Genomic DNA, 15705 nt, shown 5'->3' with positions numbered 1-15705 from the left:
GGTAGCCGATCATCGCGCTCAACATTCGATCACGTTCACCGCCAGCCCTCCACGAGAGGTCTCCTTGTACTTCAGCTTCATGTCGGCACCGGTGTCGCGCATGGTCTTGATCACCTGGTCGAGGGAGACCCGGTGGTTGCCGTCACCGTGCAGGGCGATGCGCGCCGCGTTGATCGCCTTGGTACTCGCGATGGCGTTGCGCTCGATACAGGGGATCTGAACGAGTCCACCGATCGGGTCGCACGTGAGCCCCAGATTGTGCTCCATGCCGATCTCGGCAGCGTTCTCGACCTGCTCGGGTGTCCCGCCCATGACTGCGCACAGTCCGGCAGCGGCCATCGAGCAGGCCGAGCCAATCTCGCCCTGGCACCCGACTTCTGCACCTGAGATCGACGCGTTCTCCTTGATGAGGATGCCGATGCCTGCTGCGGTGAGGAGGAACGTCACCACTCCGTCGTCGCTGGCGTCCGGGATGAACCGGTCGTAATAGTGCAGTACTGCCGGGAGGACGCCCGCCGCGCCGTTGGTCGGAGCGGTCACGACGCGTCCGCCGGCGGCGTTCTCCTCATTCACCGCCAGCGCGAAGAGAGTGACCCAGTCCATGGCGCCGATGGGGTCGCTTCGGCCCGGCTCGGCCGACAGCTTCGTATGAAGCAGCGGGGCGCGGCGCGGCACCTGCAACCCTCCGGGGAGCAGCTGCTCCTGGCTGGTGCACCCGTTATGGACGCACTCTTTCATCGCCGCCCAGATTCGCAGCAGCTCGCTACGCAGTTGCTCCTCAGACCGCCACACCAGCTCGTTGGCCAGCATGACCTCGGCGATGCTCAACTGTTCCTGGGAGCAGTGACGCAGCAGTTCAGCGCCCGAGGCGAACGGATACGGGAGACGGGTGGCGCCAGGGGTGATGCGTCGTTGCGCCATCGCGTCCTGGGCCACCACAAACCCACCACCAACCGAGAAGTACGTCGACTCATGGACCGCGTCGCCCTGCCGGTCGAAGGCGCGGAAGGTCATCCCGTTGGGGTGCTCCGGCAGGCTCCGGCGTCTGTGCAGGATCAGGTCATCGCTGCGTGAGAAGCCGATCTGATGCTCTCCACCGAGCAGCAGCAGTCCGTCCGCGCAGATCTGCCTGGCCCGGGCACCGACGGTGGCAGTGTCGACGGCCTCGGGTGTGTCTCCCAACAGGCCCAAGATCACAGCCTCGTCCGAGCCGTGCCCGCGACCTGTGGCGCCCAGGGAGCCGAACAGCTCGGCCTGCACGCGCACAACCCTGCCTAGTTCGTCCTGGTCCCGTAGCGCGTCGACGAACGCGCCGGCCGCGCGCATCGGCCCGACCGTGTGGGAAGACGATGGCCCGATCCCGATGGAGAACAGGTCGAGCGCGCTCAGCGCCATGAGCGCTCCTCATGACGGCGTGCCCGCGGGCGGATGTGCATGGGTGAGTTTCTCCTCGTGTAGTCCGATGACGAGAAACTGACGCCCGTCACGACACGTTCCATCTGCTCACGGAAGTCTGCGGACGCCGCTATACCGAACGCGGCGGCTTTGCCGACAGTCGCGTGCTCGGGTGGTCCACTCTGCTGCACGATGCGGCTGTCGACCCTGCTCATGTGTCGGCACCGTTGCGCAGCTGGCTGCCGACCGCGGGCAGATCGACATGGACGATGTCGCCCAGGGCTTCGGTCGCGACGTGCGACACCCCGATCCCGATGGGCAGTCGGGATGGTCGTCTGCGTTGACGAACTGTCGAGGGCACCCTAGGCCCATCTGGGCTGCTGATGCGATCGTCAGAACTGGAGGGGTGGGAGCAGATCATGGGAACTCCAAGGCCAGGCCGGCGGACGCCAGCACGATGAGTTCCTCCCCGCTCTGTCTGTGACCTGAGAGTTTTGTGCCGACACATGGCCGGCTTGCCCCGTCGGTGAGCCAGGCACGAAGCTCGGCTGCTCTCCAGAGTTCCTTGTCGTGGCGGTACGGGGGCCTGAGAGATTCCTGGGGAGGTGTTGCTCCTACGGCGCCACCTGAGGGTCGCTCAGGTGAACTCTCCCGCCACGCTACAGGGATGTTCAATTTTGGACGTTTCAGCGAGCACGGTATCAGATCAGTTCAATAGGGGTTCCAACTGAGGTTTTCTCGCCTCATTCTGTGGCCGGGCGTTGAAGGCGGAGCAGTACGAGGGTGGCCGCGGCCATCCCGGTGATGCGCCAAGGATCCAGCGTGATGGCCTGCGGGTTCGGCATGCTGCGGGGTCGTGGTGGACGTTGCGGGACGACATGACCTGAGCGAGAACACGTTCTTCGTCGTGTTCCCCGACGACGAAGAACTCGAATGGGCGATCTCGGTCCACACCCGCCGCGGGCTCCTGGGCGGCTACGAGATCGAACGCGAGGATCCACGCACCGGCGAGCACACCACGACCACCGTCGCTGACCCATTCCGAAACACGCCTGGGTGGGCGGGCGTCTCACAAGAACCTTCGCTCGCCGTCTCTGCGAGCCCTTCGAGCGATTTCAATCGCAAGAAGGTGCGCCGGGTATGGAGTCGCTGGGCCGCGCTCGGTTGGTGACTATGGCTGGGCTGTCTTCTGCTGGTGCCACGGACGCTACTGCCTGGAAGCTGGTGAGACGGAGGGTGCAGCGTCAGAGGACGCGGCACTTCACCTGCGGTGGTCGTTCAGGACCGGTAGCGAGCCGCCAGTTCGGGCGACTGCGCGCTGAAGGCCGCGAGGTCTGCGGTGAACACGTCCTGCAACAGGCCGTCCTGCTCGACACCGGGAGCGGTGACGAGTTCGCCGAGCTCCATTCCACGAAGGCTCGCGGTGACGACGTCGGCCGCGCTCATCCGCGGAACAGCGGAGACGTCCATGCCCTGCCGCTCGTGAAACTCTGTCGCGACGGCACCCGGGCACAGCGCCTGCACGTTCACGCCGGCCGGGGACAGCTCGGCGTGCAGCGTCTGCGACAGGGCCACCGCGTACGCCAGGCCTGCGGTGTACACCGCCCGAGGCAGCGGCACCTGTTCCAAGCTCGCCGGACCGCTGAAAGCGATCATGCCGGCGACGTTCACGATCTGACCGGCCCCGCGCTCGACCATGCCCGGTGCGACAGCGCGAGTGAGCAGGGTCGGTGCGACCACCTTTACCCCGACGATTTCCGCCGCCTGCTCCTCGGGCAGTTCGACGAACGGCTTGTAGTGCGCCACGCCCGCGTTGTTGACCAGGATCGTCACCGGCTGATCCCTGATCGCGGCGACGACCTTCGCAACGCCCTCCTGCGTGGACAGGTCCGCAGCGACGGTCTGCACAGTCACATCCGGGAACTCCGTCACCAGTTCATCGAGCCGCTCCTGCCGACGGCCCACCGCGATCAGGTCGGTACCCTGTGACGCCAGACGACGGGCGTACTCCTGACCGATCCCGGACGATGCACCCGTCACGACAGCTAGTCCGCTCATGGTTCGTTCTCCTCTGTCTTGTTCTCCAGCCGCTCCCGCGACGCGAGATGCGCTCGCCCCGTTCTGGTCGCTGCGCCGTGACCAACGGTGACTCCCGCGGCGTCTTCGTGGGTACGCCCGCGTGACAGTGGTCCCGGCAGGACCACCATCGCGGCCGCCTCAGCGGCCTAAAATTGCGAACATGGCCCCCAAGGAGAACTTGCTCGGTGACTACCTTCGGGCCCAACGCGCGCGCGTTCGTCCCGAACAGGTAGGCCTGCCCACGGGGAACAACCGACGCGTGCCCGGCCTACGCCGATCCGAGGTCTCCCTTCTGGCGGGGATCAGCTCGGACTACTACCTCCGCCTCGAGCAGGGCCGCGACCGACGTCCTTCCGCGCAGATCCTCGAAGCCCTCGCCCGGGTGTTCGGCCTCGACGCGACCGGCACCGCGTACCTGCTCTCCCTCAACGAACAACCCCCTCCGCGCTCACGGCGATGGCCGCGGCGCGAGCACGTCCCCGAGGGCATCAGCAAGATGCTGGCGATCCTGCAACTACCGGCATTCGTCGAGGGCCGCTACCTCGACGTCCTCGCCGCGAACCAGCTCGCCACCGCACTCTCACCCCGGATCGTCGCGGGCCAGAACCGCCTCCGCGACGTGTTCCTCGATCCCGAAGAACAGGCCCTGTATCCCGACTGGGACGACACCACTGCTCGGCTGGTCGCCGGCTTTCACCGCTCGGTCGGAACCGACACGAACGACAGCAGGTTCATCGATCTCGTCGACGAGCTCTCCCTCGCCAGCGACCGCTTCCGGACCCTCTGGGCGCAACACGACGTCCAGGCCCGGCAGAGCTGGCCCATCACCATGGACCATCCCACCGTCGGCACGCTCACCCTCAACCGCGAGAAACTCATCATCAGCGATACTGCCCACGCGCTCGTTCTCGCGATCTACCACCCCGACCTTGGAACCGACAGCGCCGACAAGCTGGCGCTCCTCGCCTCCTGTACGGCAGATCCCGCCCTGCGAACCACTGACGGAAGACAGGATCGATAACAGACTATTGAATTGCCGAGCGCGCGCACCGCGCTTCGTCACGCTCTACGCCATGGCGTCACCGCGCTCGGCGTATTCCTGCGTCTTGAGCACCCCGAGGCAGCCCATCTGCGAGTTGCCGGGTGTACATGCGCGTTACCGCCCTGATAAAGGGCCCTGCTGGACGGTCACGCGCTCGTTGGATGCCCACGGCCGTGAGTGGAGCTCTCAGGCTCCGACAGCAATTGCGCTAGCCCGAGAGACCGACTGGCGCAGCTCACGCAGTGGCGCGTAATCGGGGTCGTCGAAGTACGCACGGACCGCCTGCTTGTCGGGGAACTTCATCAACACCGCAATGGCCGGCGCGTTGTCACGCTCAATGAGCAGGGGGTCGGTGTCGTGCGCCAGCAGCTCGCCGCCATGCCGGATCGCAATCTGTACAGCGCCCGCCTCGTACTCCGCAAACTTTGTGGCATCCGACGGGGTTACCTCGATGAATAGGAACGCAGACAAAGCTTCTCCCAAATGTTCGACTGTTGGGCTGGAGTCGAACCGTAGCACCGTTCGACTCACTGTGTAGAGTCGAAGGATGAGCACCACGAATGATCATCCGGACCGAGCGCAGTTGCGCATCGAAGCTGTCCTCGAGGCCTTGTCCCATCCGGTCCGGCTGCAGATCTTGCGACGCTTGGCCGGCGGGGAGGAACTCACCTGCGGCACGGTCTTGCCGGATGTACCGCCGTCTTCCGCGAGCCACCATTGGCGGGTGCTGCGCGCGAGCGGCGTCCTCTTTGCACGGCGCGATGGGCGGGTCATCCTGCACACGCTGCGCCGCGACGATCTCGATGCACGCTTCCCCGGGCTTCTTGACGCTGTGCTGGCCGCCATCGGCCGAGAACCGTGAGACGACGGCCGAAACCCGTCAGTTTCGAGAATGTTGCTGACCTCCCGCCGCGGTGAGGGCACAGCGACTCTCTCGGTCTCGGTCGCAAACGACAGCCGGCCGACGCCCGGGGGACCGCGAGCGCATCCTGCTCGCGGCCTGGGCACTCTTCGCAGAGCGCAGCCTCGCCAGCACCCTCGCCGAGGTCGTCCAACGGGCGGGTGTCGGCATCGGCAGCCTCAATCGTCAGCTCTCGGACCGACAGACCCTCCTCCTGGCAGTGTTCTCAACACGCGCGATGGACCGCGCCCGCAACAATGACCCCATGACCACGCGCCCACGCCGACCCGACCCCTCGACCCTGGACGAGAAAGAGAAGCACGTCTTCGCTGAGCGCCTCCGTGAGCGGGTCTACGTCACGTTCGCCGCGCTCGCAGTCATTCTCACCCTGCAGACTCACGCGCACGGCCTCACCGCCGGGACTGCCGCGGGATCACTGACCATCACCGCCGTGGGCACCGTCGCGGCCGCCTGGCTCGCGGAGCTCATCGCGCACATCGCCGCGCAAGGCCGGTTCCCGGACCGGGCCAAGGTCCGCGCCATGACAGCGACCAGCCGTGGCGCTCTGCTGACCATCGTCGTCCCGCTGCTCGCCCTGGCAGCCGCAGCCCGCGGATGGTGGGAGGTGACCGCCGCGCTGCGCGTCGGTGTCGGCGCACTGATCGTCTCGCTGGTGCTCATCGCCTGGCTCGGCGTCCGCCGCACCAAGCTGGCCTGGCCAGCTCGGATCCTGGCGCTGGGCGTGCTCGCGGCACTCGCCGTCGGGGTCGTCGCCCTCAAGACCCTCGCGCACGGCTGACGCCTGCGGCACCGCGCCAACGCCAACGCCAACGCCCGGCGTAGCCCATCCAGCGCCCCAACCAGATGCCCGCCGTCGTCACTTAGGCAGGGCCGGGTACGCACACCGAGCCACCCGACCAGGGCTCCTCGCCGCTGCCGGGCACGCGCCTGGTTAGCCATCACGCCAAGGCACGCGGTCTGTCTGGCTGCTCGCCCTTGCGCCACGCGATCGAAAAGACCTCGGCGAAGTCCGCCTCGGCCGCAGGCAGCCGCGACCGGGCGTACCGGTACACACTCCTCGTGCGCCACGAACAGCACCTCCGCCTCCGCCTCCGCGTCCGCAGGCGTGAGCGGACCCGGGCCGAGCGCTGGGACTCGGGGTTCGTGGCCGGGACGAGCTCCAAGGGACGATGAGACGCGCTTCCGACACACGGTGTCCGGCAACCACACGCCATGACACCTGGTCCTCTTGTCGTCCACATCACAGCCCGGCAGCTGTCATCACCAACCGCACGGTGCACACCAACGTTGACGTGACCGCCTCCCGCACCCGCACCCTCCTGACCGGCTCTGCCTCGACGGACCCTGCCGGGACCAACCCCGCCGTGATGGCCGCCGCCCGCTTCGCTCCCGCAGGGCCGGTCGTTGACGCGCCCTCAGCTGCGATCCCTATTTCTGTACGGCTCCGTCGGGCGTCGAGGCGTGGAGCGCTCCCATTCACGGTCTTCGTCGCTGTGACCACCACCTACATTGTTTACTCCGTCTGGCAGTGGAACACTTTCTACATCAAGTCGTGGGATCTGGGAATCTTCACCCAGATGTACCATGGGTACGCCAGCGGCAATTTGCCGATCGTGGCCATCAAGGGCGACGGATTCAACCTACTCGGTGATCACTTTCACCCGCTCCTGATCGTCTTTACGCCGATCTTTGCGCTGTTTCCTCAGCCATTGACACTCCTTGTGATCCAGGACCTCTGCTTCGGGCTGGCGGCCGGTGTGGTTACGTGGTCCGCGCAGCGCCACATCGGCCCGATCGCGGGTGTCGTCGTCGGCGTCGCGTTCGGTTTGAGCTGGGGCTTGCAGTACTCGGTCCAAGCACAGTTCCACGAGATCGCTCTCGCTGTTCCGCTGTTGGCCGCGGCTTTGGCGGCCGTGCTCGAGCGCAGGTGGTGGTGGGCGTGTGCACTGGCCGCCCTGCTGCCATTCGTGAAGGAGGATCTCGGCCTGACGGTAGCGGCTGTCGGCGGAGTCATCGCTGTGCTGGGGCAGCGTAGGCGAGGACTCGGGCTCGCACTGTGGGGCATCGTGTCGTTCTCGCTCACTGTCTTCGTCATCCTGCCGGCATTGAACGCCGAAGGGGCATGAGCGTACGGGCAGTACATCACCGGTGGAGACGACGGCTCCGGCGACCCGGCAGGACCATGGGCGCAGCAGAAGATGTTGACCGTAGCTCTTCTTGTCGCCGCTACTGCTGGATTTGCAATTCGGTCGCCGTTGTCGCTTGTCCTCTTGCCGACATTGGCGTGGAGATTCCTTTCCTCCAACGAGAACTACTGGGGTCCCGACTGGCACTACAGCGCCGTTCTGATGCCTATTGCATTTATCGCTGCGATCGACGGTATATCGCGCGCCAAGCACTCCGCGTCGGTTTGGGAGTCGTGGTGGGCGCGTCTGGGACCGGCGATGCTGGCGACCGCGTGGGTGATCATCCTGGTGGCAAGGCCGGCACCGCTGCACGAGATGAATGAACCAGGACTGCTCGAGCCCGATCCGCGGACCGCAGAGATCAATGAGATTCTTGCGATGATCCCGCCCGGGGCCACAGTTGAATCTGACATCTCGCTCATGAACTATGTCGTCGCTTCAAACGAGGTGTACTGGACCGGCAACGCCAACCCGACGCCGGAGTTCGTACTCATCGGCCCAGGGGGTGGAACACCGCATGAGTGGGGAGACGCGCTCGGTGTCGCGACCGCCAGGCACCCCGAGGCGAGTTTCGAGCTGGTCGGCAATCGCAACGGGTACAGCCTGGCTAAGCTTCGGACCGACTAGGGCGTGTCTCCTCTATGGCGTGACCAGATGAGGCAGGCGGACAGGATGACGGCGGCGCGGTAGGTGAGTGCGCCGCGGGGCCAGGCCGCTCGCACTCATCCTTCCCGAGGGCACAGGGCCCGCAGGTGCCGCTACCGTCCCGCCGCTGGTTCGTGCTGCTGGTTGCCGGCCGTGGCGGCGATCGCGGCGGCGACGGCTTCGGGGCGGGTGAGCATCGGCAGATGTCCGCCGGGCATCCGGGTTGTCTCTTGTGGGCGCAGGCGAGCGGCGAAACGTTGCTGAAGCGCGACCGGGAGTTCGACGTCGTCGGTGGTCAGGACGTATCTCCGCACGGGGGTCGAGATGAGTGCGTCGTTGGAGCCGGCGGATGAGGTGAAGAAGGTCCGCGGCTCGGGAACGAGATCAGCGAGGAGCCGGCGCGTCGCCTGCTCGTCCGCGTCGGACGCGAGGCCCTTCCGGACCGCGGCCTCAGGCGGGCGAGTACCAGCGACTCGCATGACGAGGGGAAGGAGCATCCGCTGCGGAAACGGCAGCGAGGAGACGAACGAGCCGCCGGTCAGGGGAATCACCGCGGCCACCGCGACGACGCCCACTACACGGCCAGGCGACGCGAGCCGCGCGAGCTCTGACGCGACCACGCCCCCGGCCGAGTGCGCCACGACCAGGAGTGGTCCGTCGGGCGCCGCATCGAGAGCTGCCCGGGCATAGTCTGAGACGGTGCTGGCTGCGGCCGCCGGCCTCGGGGCGATCATCGACGGTGCGTCGAGCCCTGCGCGGACATCGTCCCACAGCCATTCGGGAAGCCCTGCTCCGGGCAGGATCAGTACAGAAGCTGTCGTCATGAGGCCCATGCTAGGAAAAGAAGCCGACATGCCGACGACGGGGATTCGATATTGGCCTACACGAGATCGACCACGCCGCACCTGACGCTGCGCCGCATCGAACGTCAGCACGCCCTCATCGAGGAACTCCGGCGCCGCCGCGGCGCACCGCGGTCAGCGCGCGACCTGGCCGCCGCACTGCAGGTGACGCCGCGCACCGTCGAACGCGACATCGCGCTCATGCGTGCGAGCGGCATCCCCATCCGCGTGCGGCGTGGCCCGGGCGGGGGTTACCTCTTCGACATCCGGTCGACGCTCGAACCGATCACCTTCGAACCCGGTGAGATCGCCGCGCTCCTTGTCGCCCTCGTCGCGCTGGGAGCAACCGAGACCGAGGCAGCCCGCTCGAGCATGCACAAGCTCACCACCGCGTTGAGCAGTCAGGAGCGCGACAGGATGACGAGGCCAGCCCACCGACCGTCACGATCAGCCCCAGCGCAGTCGCCTCAAGTACCGCCGACGGACGACGCCGGCTGACGCGCCCGCCACCTATGTGTCGGCGTTCCCGAGGACGACAGCAGGCTGGTAGCCCGGACCCGCCCCCAAAATAGCGAATGGCCTGAACCTACGATCCGTAGGTTCAGGCCATTCCGATGTCCTGCGACATCACAGAACCCAACTGCCTACTTCTCCCGGCGGGCTGATCCTTTGCGTTCGCCCAGCTGCAGTGGATCACCCACAGCTACCTCCTCGGCCTCGCCGCCACCCTGATTCTCGCCGGCAAGCTCGGCGACAGGTACGGCCACCGCACGCTCTACCTCACAGGCCTCGTGCTGTTCACGCTCGCCTCGGTCGCCATCGGCCTGTCCAACACCGCCACCGGCCTGATCGGCTTTCGCGTCGCGCAGGGCGTCGCGGCCGGCATCCTCATGCCCCAGACCCTCGCTATCCTGCGTGCCACCTTCCCGCGCGAGAAGTTCAGCATGGCCGTCGGAATCTGGGGCGGAGTGTCCTCCATCGCGATCGCCATCGGCCCGACGCTCGCCGGCGCCCTCGAGTCGGCGTTCAGCTGGCAGTCCGTCTTCTTCATCAACGTGCCTGTCGCCGCTGTCGGCCTCGTCTACGGGCTGTGCTTCCTGCCGCGGACCAGCTTCCCCACGCCTGGGCGCTTCGACGTGCGCGGCGTCATCGTGCTGGCGGTCGGCTTGGTGGCCACCGTCTTCGCGATCGTGCAGGCCGAGACCTGGGGATGGGCTGACGTGCGGACGCTGGGGCTGCTGGCCGCCGGCATCCTGGTCATCGTCGGGTTCGTCGGCCTGGAGTCCCGTATCGAGACCCGCGGTGGCGATGCCCTGCTGCCGCTGTCACTGTTCCGCGGCACCACGGTCGGCACCGGCGGTCTCATGATCGCCACCAACTTCTTCGTCCTCATGGGTGCGACGTTCGTGCTGCCCATGTTCTTCATCAACCTCCGGGGCGCCACAGGCCTGGAGGCCGGACTGATGCTGCTGCCGATGTCCGCGGTCTCGATCGTCTCGGCCCCCGCCGGGTCCGTCCTGGTCGCGAGGATCGGTACACGAGCGACCGCGGTCCTCAGCCTCGGGCTGACCACCCTCGGCCTGCTCGGGCTCCTGAACGTCTCCGCGACCTCGTCCTACGGGATCACCGCCGTCACACTGGTGGTTCTCGCGATGGGTACCGGTATGACGATCACGGCTGGCGCCGAAGCGATCATGGGCTCCGCCCCCGTCCACCTGGCCGGCGTCGCGGGCGGGTTCCAGTCCACCTGCATCCAGATCGGCGGCGCCGTCGGCACCGCCGTCATGTCCGCGATCGTCACGGCGAACGTGCACTCCGCCACGACGACCCTCGGTCTCGGCGAGGCCGGACTCCAAGGACTCGCGCAGGGTTCCGTGCCCGCGAACCTCGACGCCGGCGCCGCGACGATCGCCGAAGGCGCCTACGTCTCCGGCCTGCACGCCGCGTTCCTCGTCGCGGCGGTCGTGGTGGCAGCGGTCGCTGTCGCCGCGCTCGTGACGCTCCGAGGCGTCCGCCCGGGCAGGGTGCAGCGTGTCGTCAGGAAGTCCGTCGACGGCGGGGCCGCCCACTCCTGAGTCCGGCTGGATCTCGACCCTTGGCGTGCCAGAGCCGTCGGCCCTGTTCCCCTGCTCGAGAACGGGACCGACGGCTACGACGAGCGGTCGGCGGATTGCCCGAGGCGCGTACCAGTGGCCGGACCATACCGACGCGGGCCAGGTAAGCCGGTCCGAACCGGCTTGTGGCTGGTGGCTGGCGGAAGTGCGCCAGCCATTCGGCGGCGACTGGTTGAACCGGTGATATCGGTCTGCACACCGCCGCTGGAGAGGGCGCCCGAACGCCTCACCGACCTGCGGCTCGGCGACGTGCGAGCGAGGTGGGTACGGGCCACGCTGCTGGAGTTGAACACGGAGACAGGCGAGCTGAGGGGGCCCGATGGGTCTGGACATCGAGCAGGACGAGGGTTTCCAGCGCCGTGAGTGGGTGTGGCAGCGCAGCGGCACCGTTCTCCTCGTGCTGATCGTCATGGCGGCCTTGGCTGGGCTCCTTGGCACTGGGCCGCTGAGCTGGACCGAGAGGGACAGCGCCGACGGCGTCGTGACCGTCGCGTTCGACCGCGTCACGCACCACGAGGCCGACGACAGCATGACCCTGGCGTTCGGGCCCGAGGCGGTCTCTGGCGGCACCGTCACCGTGGAGCTCACCGGGGCCTGGCCCGGCGGCGTCGACGTCCAAGGCATCTCGCCTGAGCCCACGGAGCAGAGGATCGCGGCGGGCGGGCTCGTGCTGGAGTTCGCCGTGGAAGACACCGATCATCTCGAGGTGACCGTGGGCTTCCGGCCCCAGGAGTACGGCATGTTGCGCGGTGAGGTCACCGTCGCCGGCCGGTCCGTCTCGTTCTCGCAGTTCGTCCTACCCTGAGGAGGCCTCGATGGATGCTGTCCTGCGCGCCGTGGCGATCTACGTGGTCCTGCTGGTCATCTTCCGCTTGACCGGCAAGCGGTCGATGGCCCAGGTGACCACGTTCGACTTCATCATCCTGCTCATCGTCGGCGAGGCGACCCAGCAAGCGCTTCTCGGCGAGGACTTCTCCATCACGCAAGCCGCCCTGGTCATCGCCACTCTTGTCCTGCTCGAGCGCTTGTTCGACTACGCCTCGTGGCGCCTACCCCGGTTCAAGCGCGTCGCCGAGGGCCTCCCGGTGATCGTCGTCGAGAACGGCCGACCGCTCCAGGAGGCCATGACCAAGGAGCAGATCACGACCGACGACGTGCTCAGCGCGGCTCGGGCGTCGCAGGGCCTGGAGCGGATGGACCAGATCAAGTGGGCCGTCCTGGAAGCCTCCGGCGGCATCAGCATCGTGCCGAAGAGCAGTACCTGACGCCCGACCCGTCCCGGGTGGTGGGCGGCGGCCGGTTCCGGCTAGGGCGGGTCCGCTGTCACGCACAGTGCGACGGCGGACCCGCCAGATCGGCTCTCTTCGAGCGTCCGTGGAGGCGGTCAGTCTCCGCGGCTGAACTCTCGTACGACCTGCAGCAGTGCGGCCCGCACGGTGCCGTTGTGGTCGACGTCACCGACGTCGGTCAGCCGCTGCTCGGCGCCGTTGGACACCAGCTGCCGCTGGCAGTGCCTGGCATGCTCGAAGGCAACGTCCTGGTCACCCGTGGCGTGGAAGATGTGCACGGGGACGTCGGGGCGCCAGTCGCAGGTGGTGTCCATCGTGCGGAGCTTCTCCCGCAGGTCCCCGCGCGGGTGACGCACCGAGTCGAGGAACTTCTCGGTGAAGAGGTCCTCGGACCTCGGCGGCAGCGCACCGGCGATCTCCTGCGTCTTGTGGTCGCCGTTGAGAAGTTCCTCCACCTGCGCTGCATACGGCGCACGGAATGCCTTCTCCGGTGTGTCGTACAGGTCGTACATACGGTCCCACGCGATGGAAAAGTAGGCCAGGTAGAGCGAGGCCATGGTGATCTTGTCGTCGGCGGCGTCGGCCTCGAACTGGCTCAGGTCGAAGGGACCGGCTATCGGGGCGAGCGCGCCGAGTTCGAACGACGGGTCGATGCCCTCCTGCAGCGCGCGCCCGAGGAGCATCGTGGCCGGTCCACCCTGAGAGAACCCACTGATCCGCACCTCCTCGTCGAACGTCCGATCGTGCCGGCCAGCGAGCTCCCTGGCCGACCGCAGTGCGTCGAGCGACGCGGAGACCGTCGCTTCCGGGTGCCCGTAGGGATGGGTGCCCGGGCTCTCGCCCAGTCCCAGGTAGTCCGGGGCGGACACGGCGCGTCCGGTCGAGGCGAACAGCAGTGCCGCAGCCCGGTCGGTGGACGCGTCGTTCATCGAGGCGACGTCACGCCGGTACACCGTGGTGCCGTGCAGCCACGACACCACGTGCAGATCGCTCTCCTCGGTCTGGGGGAACGCGACCAGCTGGCTTGCTGTCGTGGGCTCACCGCCGACATCGATCGTGCTGTACACCACGCGGTACGCCGTGACGCCGTGACGCACCGCGCTGGCGTCGATCTCGGCCTGGCGCAGGTGCGCCGTGACCTCGGCAGGATTCAGGTCAGCCACCTGCGTCACGGAGAGCACGGCACCGCGTGACGCCGACTCCGGCTCCTGGTTGGACGCGGGCGGGACCGCAACAGGGGCCGTGCTGCACGCGGCGCTCAGGCCCACTGCGACGATGGAGGTCAGAGCCACAAAGGCGCGGGACGTGGATCGGTTTTCTCGTCTGAAGAACATGCGAACAGCCTTCCGCGCGGCCTCGGGCCGCCGACATGGTGTGTTCCTCCGAACGCATCGTGGGGTAGCCCCACCACCGGCGTCTTGTCACACCGCAGCGGTAGATCAGGTCGGTGACCTGCGGCGACGGTGGACCTGGCGAGGTTATGGCCCGCGTGGCGGACAGCCCGGCACAACCTCGCTCGTGGCCTTGTTCATGGGCCCGTCGAGGAAGCGCTTGTCAGGCAGAGCCCACTGACGACGACCCAGCCTGGCAACCGGCACCTGCACACCGTGATCGGTGACCGCTCCCGAGTGGCCTACATCGAGGGCCACGCCGATGGAAGGTCGCCACCGCGATCGGTGCGCACCGTGTGCTCGACCGGCTCCTGGCAGCCGTCGTCACCTGACCCGGGAGCCGTGCCGGGACGGGGGTCGGTCCGTCCGGTGCCGCCGCGCTCGCTCCTCGGCAAGCCAGTCGTCGAACGACGTCGAGGTGATCCTCGCGTCCGCACCAGGCAGGAGCACGTCGCCCGCCATGGTCGAGTCGAAGATGCCGCCGTCCCACGTCGGCACCAGACGGATGGGTACCCCGCGCGCGGCATAGGTGCGGCGGGCCATGTCGACGAGGTCGTGCGGGTCCGGGCCGGCGACGTCGACGTGCCGGCCCTGCGGCGTGCCTGTCGCGACGTCGGCGAGCACGGCGGCGACCTCGATGGGTGCGACCGGCTGGATGAGGAGCGGGGCTATCTCGGCCACGCCGTCGCGCTCGGACCAGGAGGCGGCCATCGCGGCGAAGTCGTGGAACTGGGTGGCCGGCACGATCGTGTAAGGGACGTCCCCGGCCTCGACCGCCGCCTCCTGTGCACGCTTGCCCGCGTAGTGCGCGTTGCCGCGGACCTTCTGGACCCCGGCGATCGACAGTGTGACGTGGTGCCCGGCGCCGGCCCGGTGTCCCTGCTCCAGCAGGTTCTCGGTCACCGTGGTGAAGAAGCGGACGTTCTCCGACTCCAGGCTCGCGGTGCAGTTCGTGGCGTCGATGACGGTGTGCACGCCGGCCAGCGCGCCCGCCAGGCCGGCGCCCGACAACGCGTCGACCCCATGGCTCCGGCTGATGGGTACGACGTCGTGGCCAGCGCGCTCCAAGGCGCTCCGGGTGAGCTTTCCGATGTTGCCGGTGGCTCCGACGACTGCGATGCGCACGGCGACCCCTCTCGCAATTATGGATATTAGAGCGCGACAATAGCGTAAATATGGTCGAGGGCTGCTGCGTGCGCGGGTTCGGCCGGGCCGTGCTGCTCGTTAGTCTTGCGGCATGAAGCTGCCGGAGAGCCTGGAGTGGGCGCTGCACTGCACGACGCTTCTCGCGCAGGTGCCCGGCACCACGGTGAGCACGGCGCAGCTCGCCCAACACTTCGATCTGCCACCCGCGTATCTTGCGAAGCAGCTCGCACGGCTCGTCCGGGCAGGGGTCCTCTCGGGTACGACCGGTCCACGCGGCGGGTTCCGTCTCGGGCGTCCGCCGGCACGGATCACCGTGCTCGACGTGGTGGAGGCGATCGAGGGTCGTGGCAACCCTTACCAGTGCCGCGAGATCCGTCGGCAGGGGCGCGGTGCGCTTCCAGCCGAGGAGTGCGGCAAACGGTGCGCGCTGGCCGCGACCATGGACGCCGCGCACACCGCCTGGCAGGACAGCCTTCGGTCCGTGAGCGTGGCCGAGCTCGTCGGGTCGCTCCCGGCAGAGATCCCCGAACGCAACCGGCGCCTCCTCGCCCCCGGGCCTCACATCTGGCCCAGCTGATCCGCATCGCGACGGACCTCCATGCGGCCCAGAGCATCGTGAGCTGACCTCCCCCGTTGTCGGCCTGCATCCACAGC

15 protein-coding genes, 2 pseudogenes and 2 riboswitches are annotated in these 15705 nt (G+C 67.7%); of the genes and pseudogenes, 11 read left to right on the top strand and 6 right to left on the bottom strand.

All coding sequences use genetic code 11. From position 1 onward, the window contains the following. Positions 1–18: 18 nt before the first annotated feature. A complete protein-coding gene (locus APR04_RS22580; RefSeq protein WP_253868422.1) occupies positions 19–1395 on the bottom strand; it encodes an L-serine ammonia-lyase in 1377 nt (458 codons plus the stop codon). A gap of 472 nt (positions 1396–1867) precedes the next feature. After that, positions 1868–1956: riboswitch (glycine riboswitch) on the bottom strand. A 3-nt stretch (positions 1957–1959) separates the two neighbouring features. Continuing rightward, a riboswitch (glycine riboswitch) is annotated at positions 1960–2059 on the bottom strand. A gap of 192 nt (positions 2060–2251) precedes the next feature. Between APR04_RS22580 and APR04_RS22575 the strand changes: the two genes are divergently transcribed. Next, positions 2252–2566, top strand: coding sequence for a hypothetical protein (locus APR04_RS22575; protein ID WP_253874551.1), 315 nt, complete (start codon positions 2252–2254; stop codon positions 2564–2566). 107 nt (positions 2567–2673) lie between these two features. Here APR04_RS22575 and APR04_RS22570 read toward each other — a convergent pair whose 3' ends face one another. Then, entirely contained in the window at positions 2674–3453 is a 780-nt protein-coding gene (locus APR04_RS22570) for an SDR family NAD(P)-dependent oxidoreductase (RefSeq protein WP_253874548.1), read from the bottom strand. A gap of 181 nt (positions 3454–3634) precedes the next feature. On the opposite strand from APR04_RS22570, the gene APR04_RS22560 reads away from it, so the two are divergent. Continuing rightward, positions 3635–4495: a helix-turn-helix domain-containing protein gene (locus tag APR04_RS22560; protein ID WP_301312845.1), complete on the top strand. Its 861-nt coding sequence runs from the start codon at positions 3635–3637 to the stop codon at positions 4493–4495. A 207-nt stretch (positions 4496–4702) separates the two neighbouring features. Here APR04_RS22560 and APR04_RS22555 read toward each other — a convergent pair whose 3' ends face one another. Further along, a complete protein-coding gene (locus APR04_RS22555; protein WP_253874546.1) occupies positions 4703–5074 on the bottom strand; it encodes a DUF1330 domain-containing protein in 372 nt (123 codons plus the stop codon). On the opposite strand from APR04_RS22555, the gene APR04_RS22550 reads away from it, so the two are divergent. The 4 genes and pseudogenes from APR04_RS22550 (at position 5064) to APR04_RS22540 (ending at position 8251) form a co-directional block, all read left to right on the top strand. Then, a complete protein-coding gene (locus tag APR04_RS22550) occupies positions 5064–5378 on the top strand; it encodes an ArsR/SmtB family transcription factor (protein ID WP_253874544.1) in 315 nt (104 codons plus the stop codon). The genes APR04_RS22555 and APR04_RS22550 overlap by 11 nt on opposite strands. Before the next feature lie 52 nt (positions 5379–5430). After that, a pseudogene (locus tag APR04_RS31355) lies at positions 5431–5628 on the top strand (TetR family transcriptional regulator); the annotation flags it as partial. 54 nt (positions 5629–5682) lie between these two features. Next, the gene (locus APR04_RS22545) at positions 5683–6216 is read left to right on the top strand and encodes a hypothetical protein (RefSeq protein WP_253874542.1); all 534 of its coding nucleotides are present in this window, start codon (positions 5683–5685) and stop codon (positions 6214–6216) included. A 391-nt stretch (positions 6217–6607) separates the two neighbouring features. Then, a pseudogene (locus APR04_RS22540) lies at positions 6608–8251 on the top strand (DUF2079 domain-containing protein). Between the two features lie 131 nt (positions 8252–8382). Here the strand turns inward: APR04_RS22540 and APR04_RS22535 are convergent. Then, on the bottom strand, positions 8383–9093 hold the full coding sequence (locus APR04_RS22535; protein WP_253874540.1) for an alpha/beta hydrolase: 711 nt from the start codon (positions 9091–9093) through the stop codon (positions 8383–8385). Between the two features lie 51 nt (positions 9094–9144). Between APR04_RS22535 and APR04_RS22530 the strand changes: the two genes are divergently transcribed. The 4 genes from APR04_RS22530 to APR04_RS22515 all read left to right on the top strand — a co-directional run bounded on the left by APR04_RS22530 (position 9145) and on the right by APR04_RS22515 (position 12490). Continuing rightward, complete coding sequence (locus APR04_RS22530) at positions 9145–9609, top strand: helix-turn-helix transcriptional regulator (protein WP_253874538.1); 465 nt, start codon at positions 9145–9147, stop codon at positions 9607–9609. 185 nt (positions 9610–9794) lie between these two features. After that, the gene (locus APR04_RS22525) at positions 9795–11186 is read left to right on the top strand and encodes an MFS transporter (protein ID WP_301312870.1); all 1392 of its coding nucleotides are present in this window, start codon (positions 9795–9797) and stop codon (positions 11184–11186) included. A gap of 358 nt (positions 11187–11544) precedes the next feature. Continuing rightward, positions 11545–12030, top strand: a complete 486-nt coding sequence (locus APR04_RS22520) for a hypothetical protein (protein WP_253874536.1) — start codon at positions 11545–11547, stop codon at positions 12028–12030. 10 nt (positions 12031–12040) lie between these two features. Further along, positions 12041–12490, top strand: coding sequence for a DUF421 domain-containing protein (locus tag APR04_RS22515; protein WP_253874534.1), 450 nt, complete (start codon positions 12041–12043; stop codon positions 12488–12490). Positions 12491–12609: 119 nt separating this feature from the next. On the opposite strand, the gene APR04_RS22510 is transcribed toward APR04_RS22515, so the two are convergent. After that, positions 12610–13806: an alpha/beta hydrolase family protein gene (locus APR04_RS22510; RefSeq protein WP_253874532.1), complete on the bottom strand. Its 1197-nt coding sequence runs from the start codon at positions 13804–13806 to the stop codon at positions 12610–12612. A gap of 423 nt (positions 13807–14229) precedes the next feature. Next, positions 14230–15030: an SDR family oxidoreductase gene (locus APR04_RS22505; protein WP_253874530.1), complete on the bottom strand. Its 801-nt coding sequence runs from the start codon at positions 15028–15030 to the stop codon at positions 14230–14232. 112 nt (positions 15031–15142) lie between these two features. On the opposite strand from APR04_RS22505, the gene APR04_RS22500 reads away from it, so the two are divergent. Continuing rightward, a complete protein-coding gene (locus tag APR04_RS22500; RefSeq protein WP_253874528.1) occupies positions 15143–15628 on the top strand; it encodes an RrF2 family transcriptional regulator in 486 nt (161 codons plus the stop codon). Positions 15629–15705 lie beyond the last annotated feature (77 nt).

Origin of the sequence: Promicromonospora umidemergens, assembly GCF_024171995.1 — a bacterium.
In the GTDB taxonomy this organism is placed as follows: domain Bacteria; phylum Actinomycetota; class Actinomycetes; order Actinomycetales; family Cellulomonadaceae; genus Promicromonospora; species Promicromonospora umidemergens.
Note: the sequence above shows the minus strand (reverse complement) of the source record. Positions and strands in the feature narration are given on the sequence as shown.

Coding starts and splice junctions, on each gene's coding strand:
- APR04_RS22500 (WP_253874528.1), top strand. CDS start 15,143: ATGAAGCTGCCGGAGAGCCTGGAGTGGGCGCTGCACTGCACGACGCTT.
- APR04_RS22545 (WP_253874542.1), top strand. CDS start 5,683: ATGACCACGCGCCCACGCCGACCCGACCCCTCGACCCTGGACGAGAAA.
- APR04_RS22580 (WP_253868422.1), bottom strand. CDS start 1,395: ATGGCGCTGAGCGCGCTCGACCTGTTCTCCATCGGGATCGGGCCATCG.
- APR04_RS22515 (WP_253874534.1), top strand. CDS start 12,041: ATGGATGCTGTCCTGCGCGCCGTGGCGATCTACGTGGTCCTGCTGGTC.
- APR04_RS22550 (WP_253874544.1), top strand. CDS start 5,064: ATGAGCACCACGAATGATCATCCGGACCGAGCGCAGTTGCGCATCGAA.
- APR04_RS22535 (WP_253874540.1), bottom strand. CDS start 9,093: ATGACGACAGCTTCTGTACTGATCCTGCCCGGAGCAGGGCTTCCCGAA.
- APR04_RS22560 (WP_301312845.1), top strand. CDS start 3,635: ATGGCCCCCAAGGAGAACTTGCTCGGTGACTACCTTCGGGCCCAACGC.
- APR04_RS22570 (WP_253874548.1), bottom strand. CDS start 3,453: ATGAGCGGACTAGCTGTCGTGACGGGTGCATCGTCCGGGATCGGTCAG.
- APR04_RS22520 (WP_253874536.1), top strand. CDS start 11,545: ATGGGTCTGGACATCGAGCAGGACGAGGGTTTCCAGCGCCGTGAGTGG.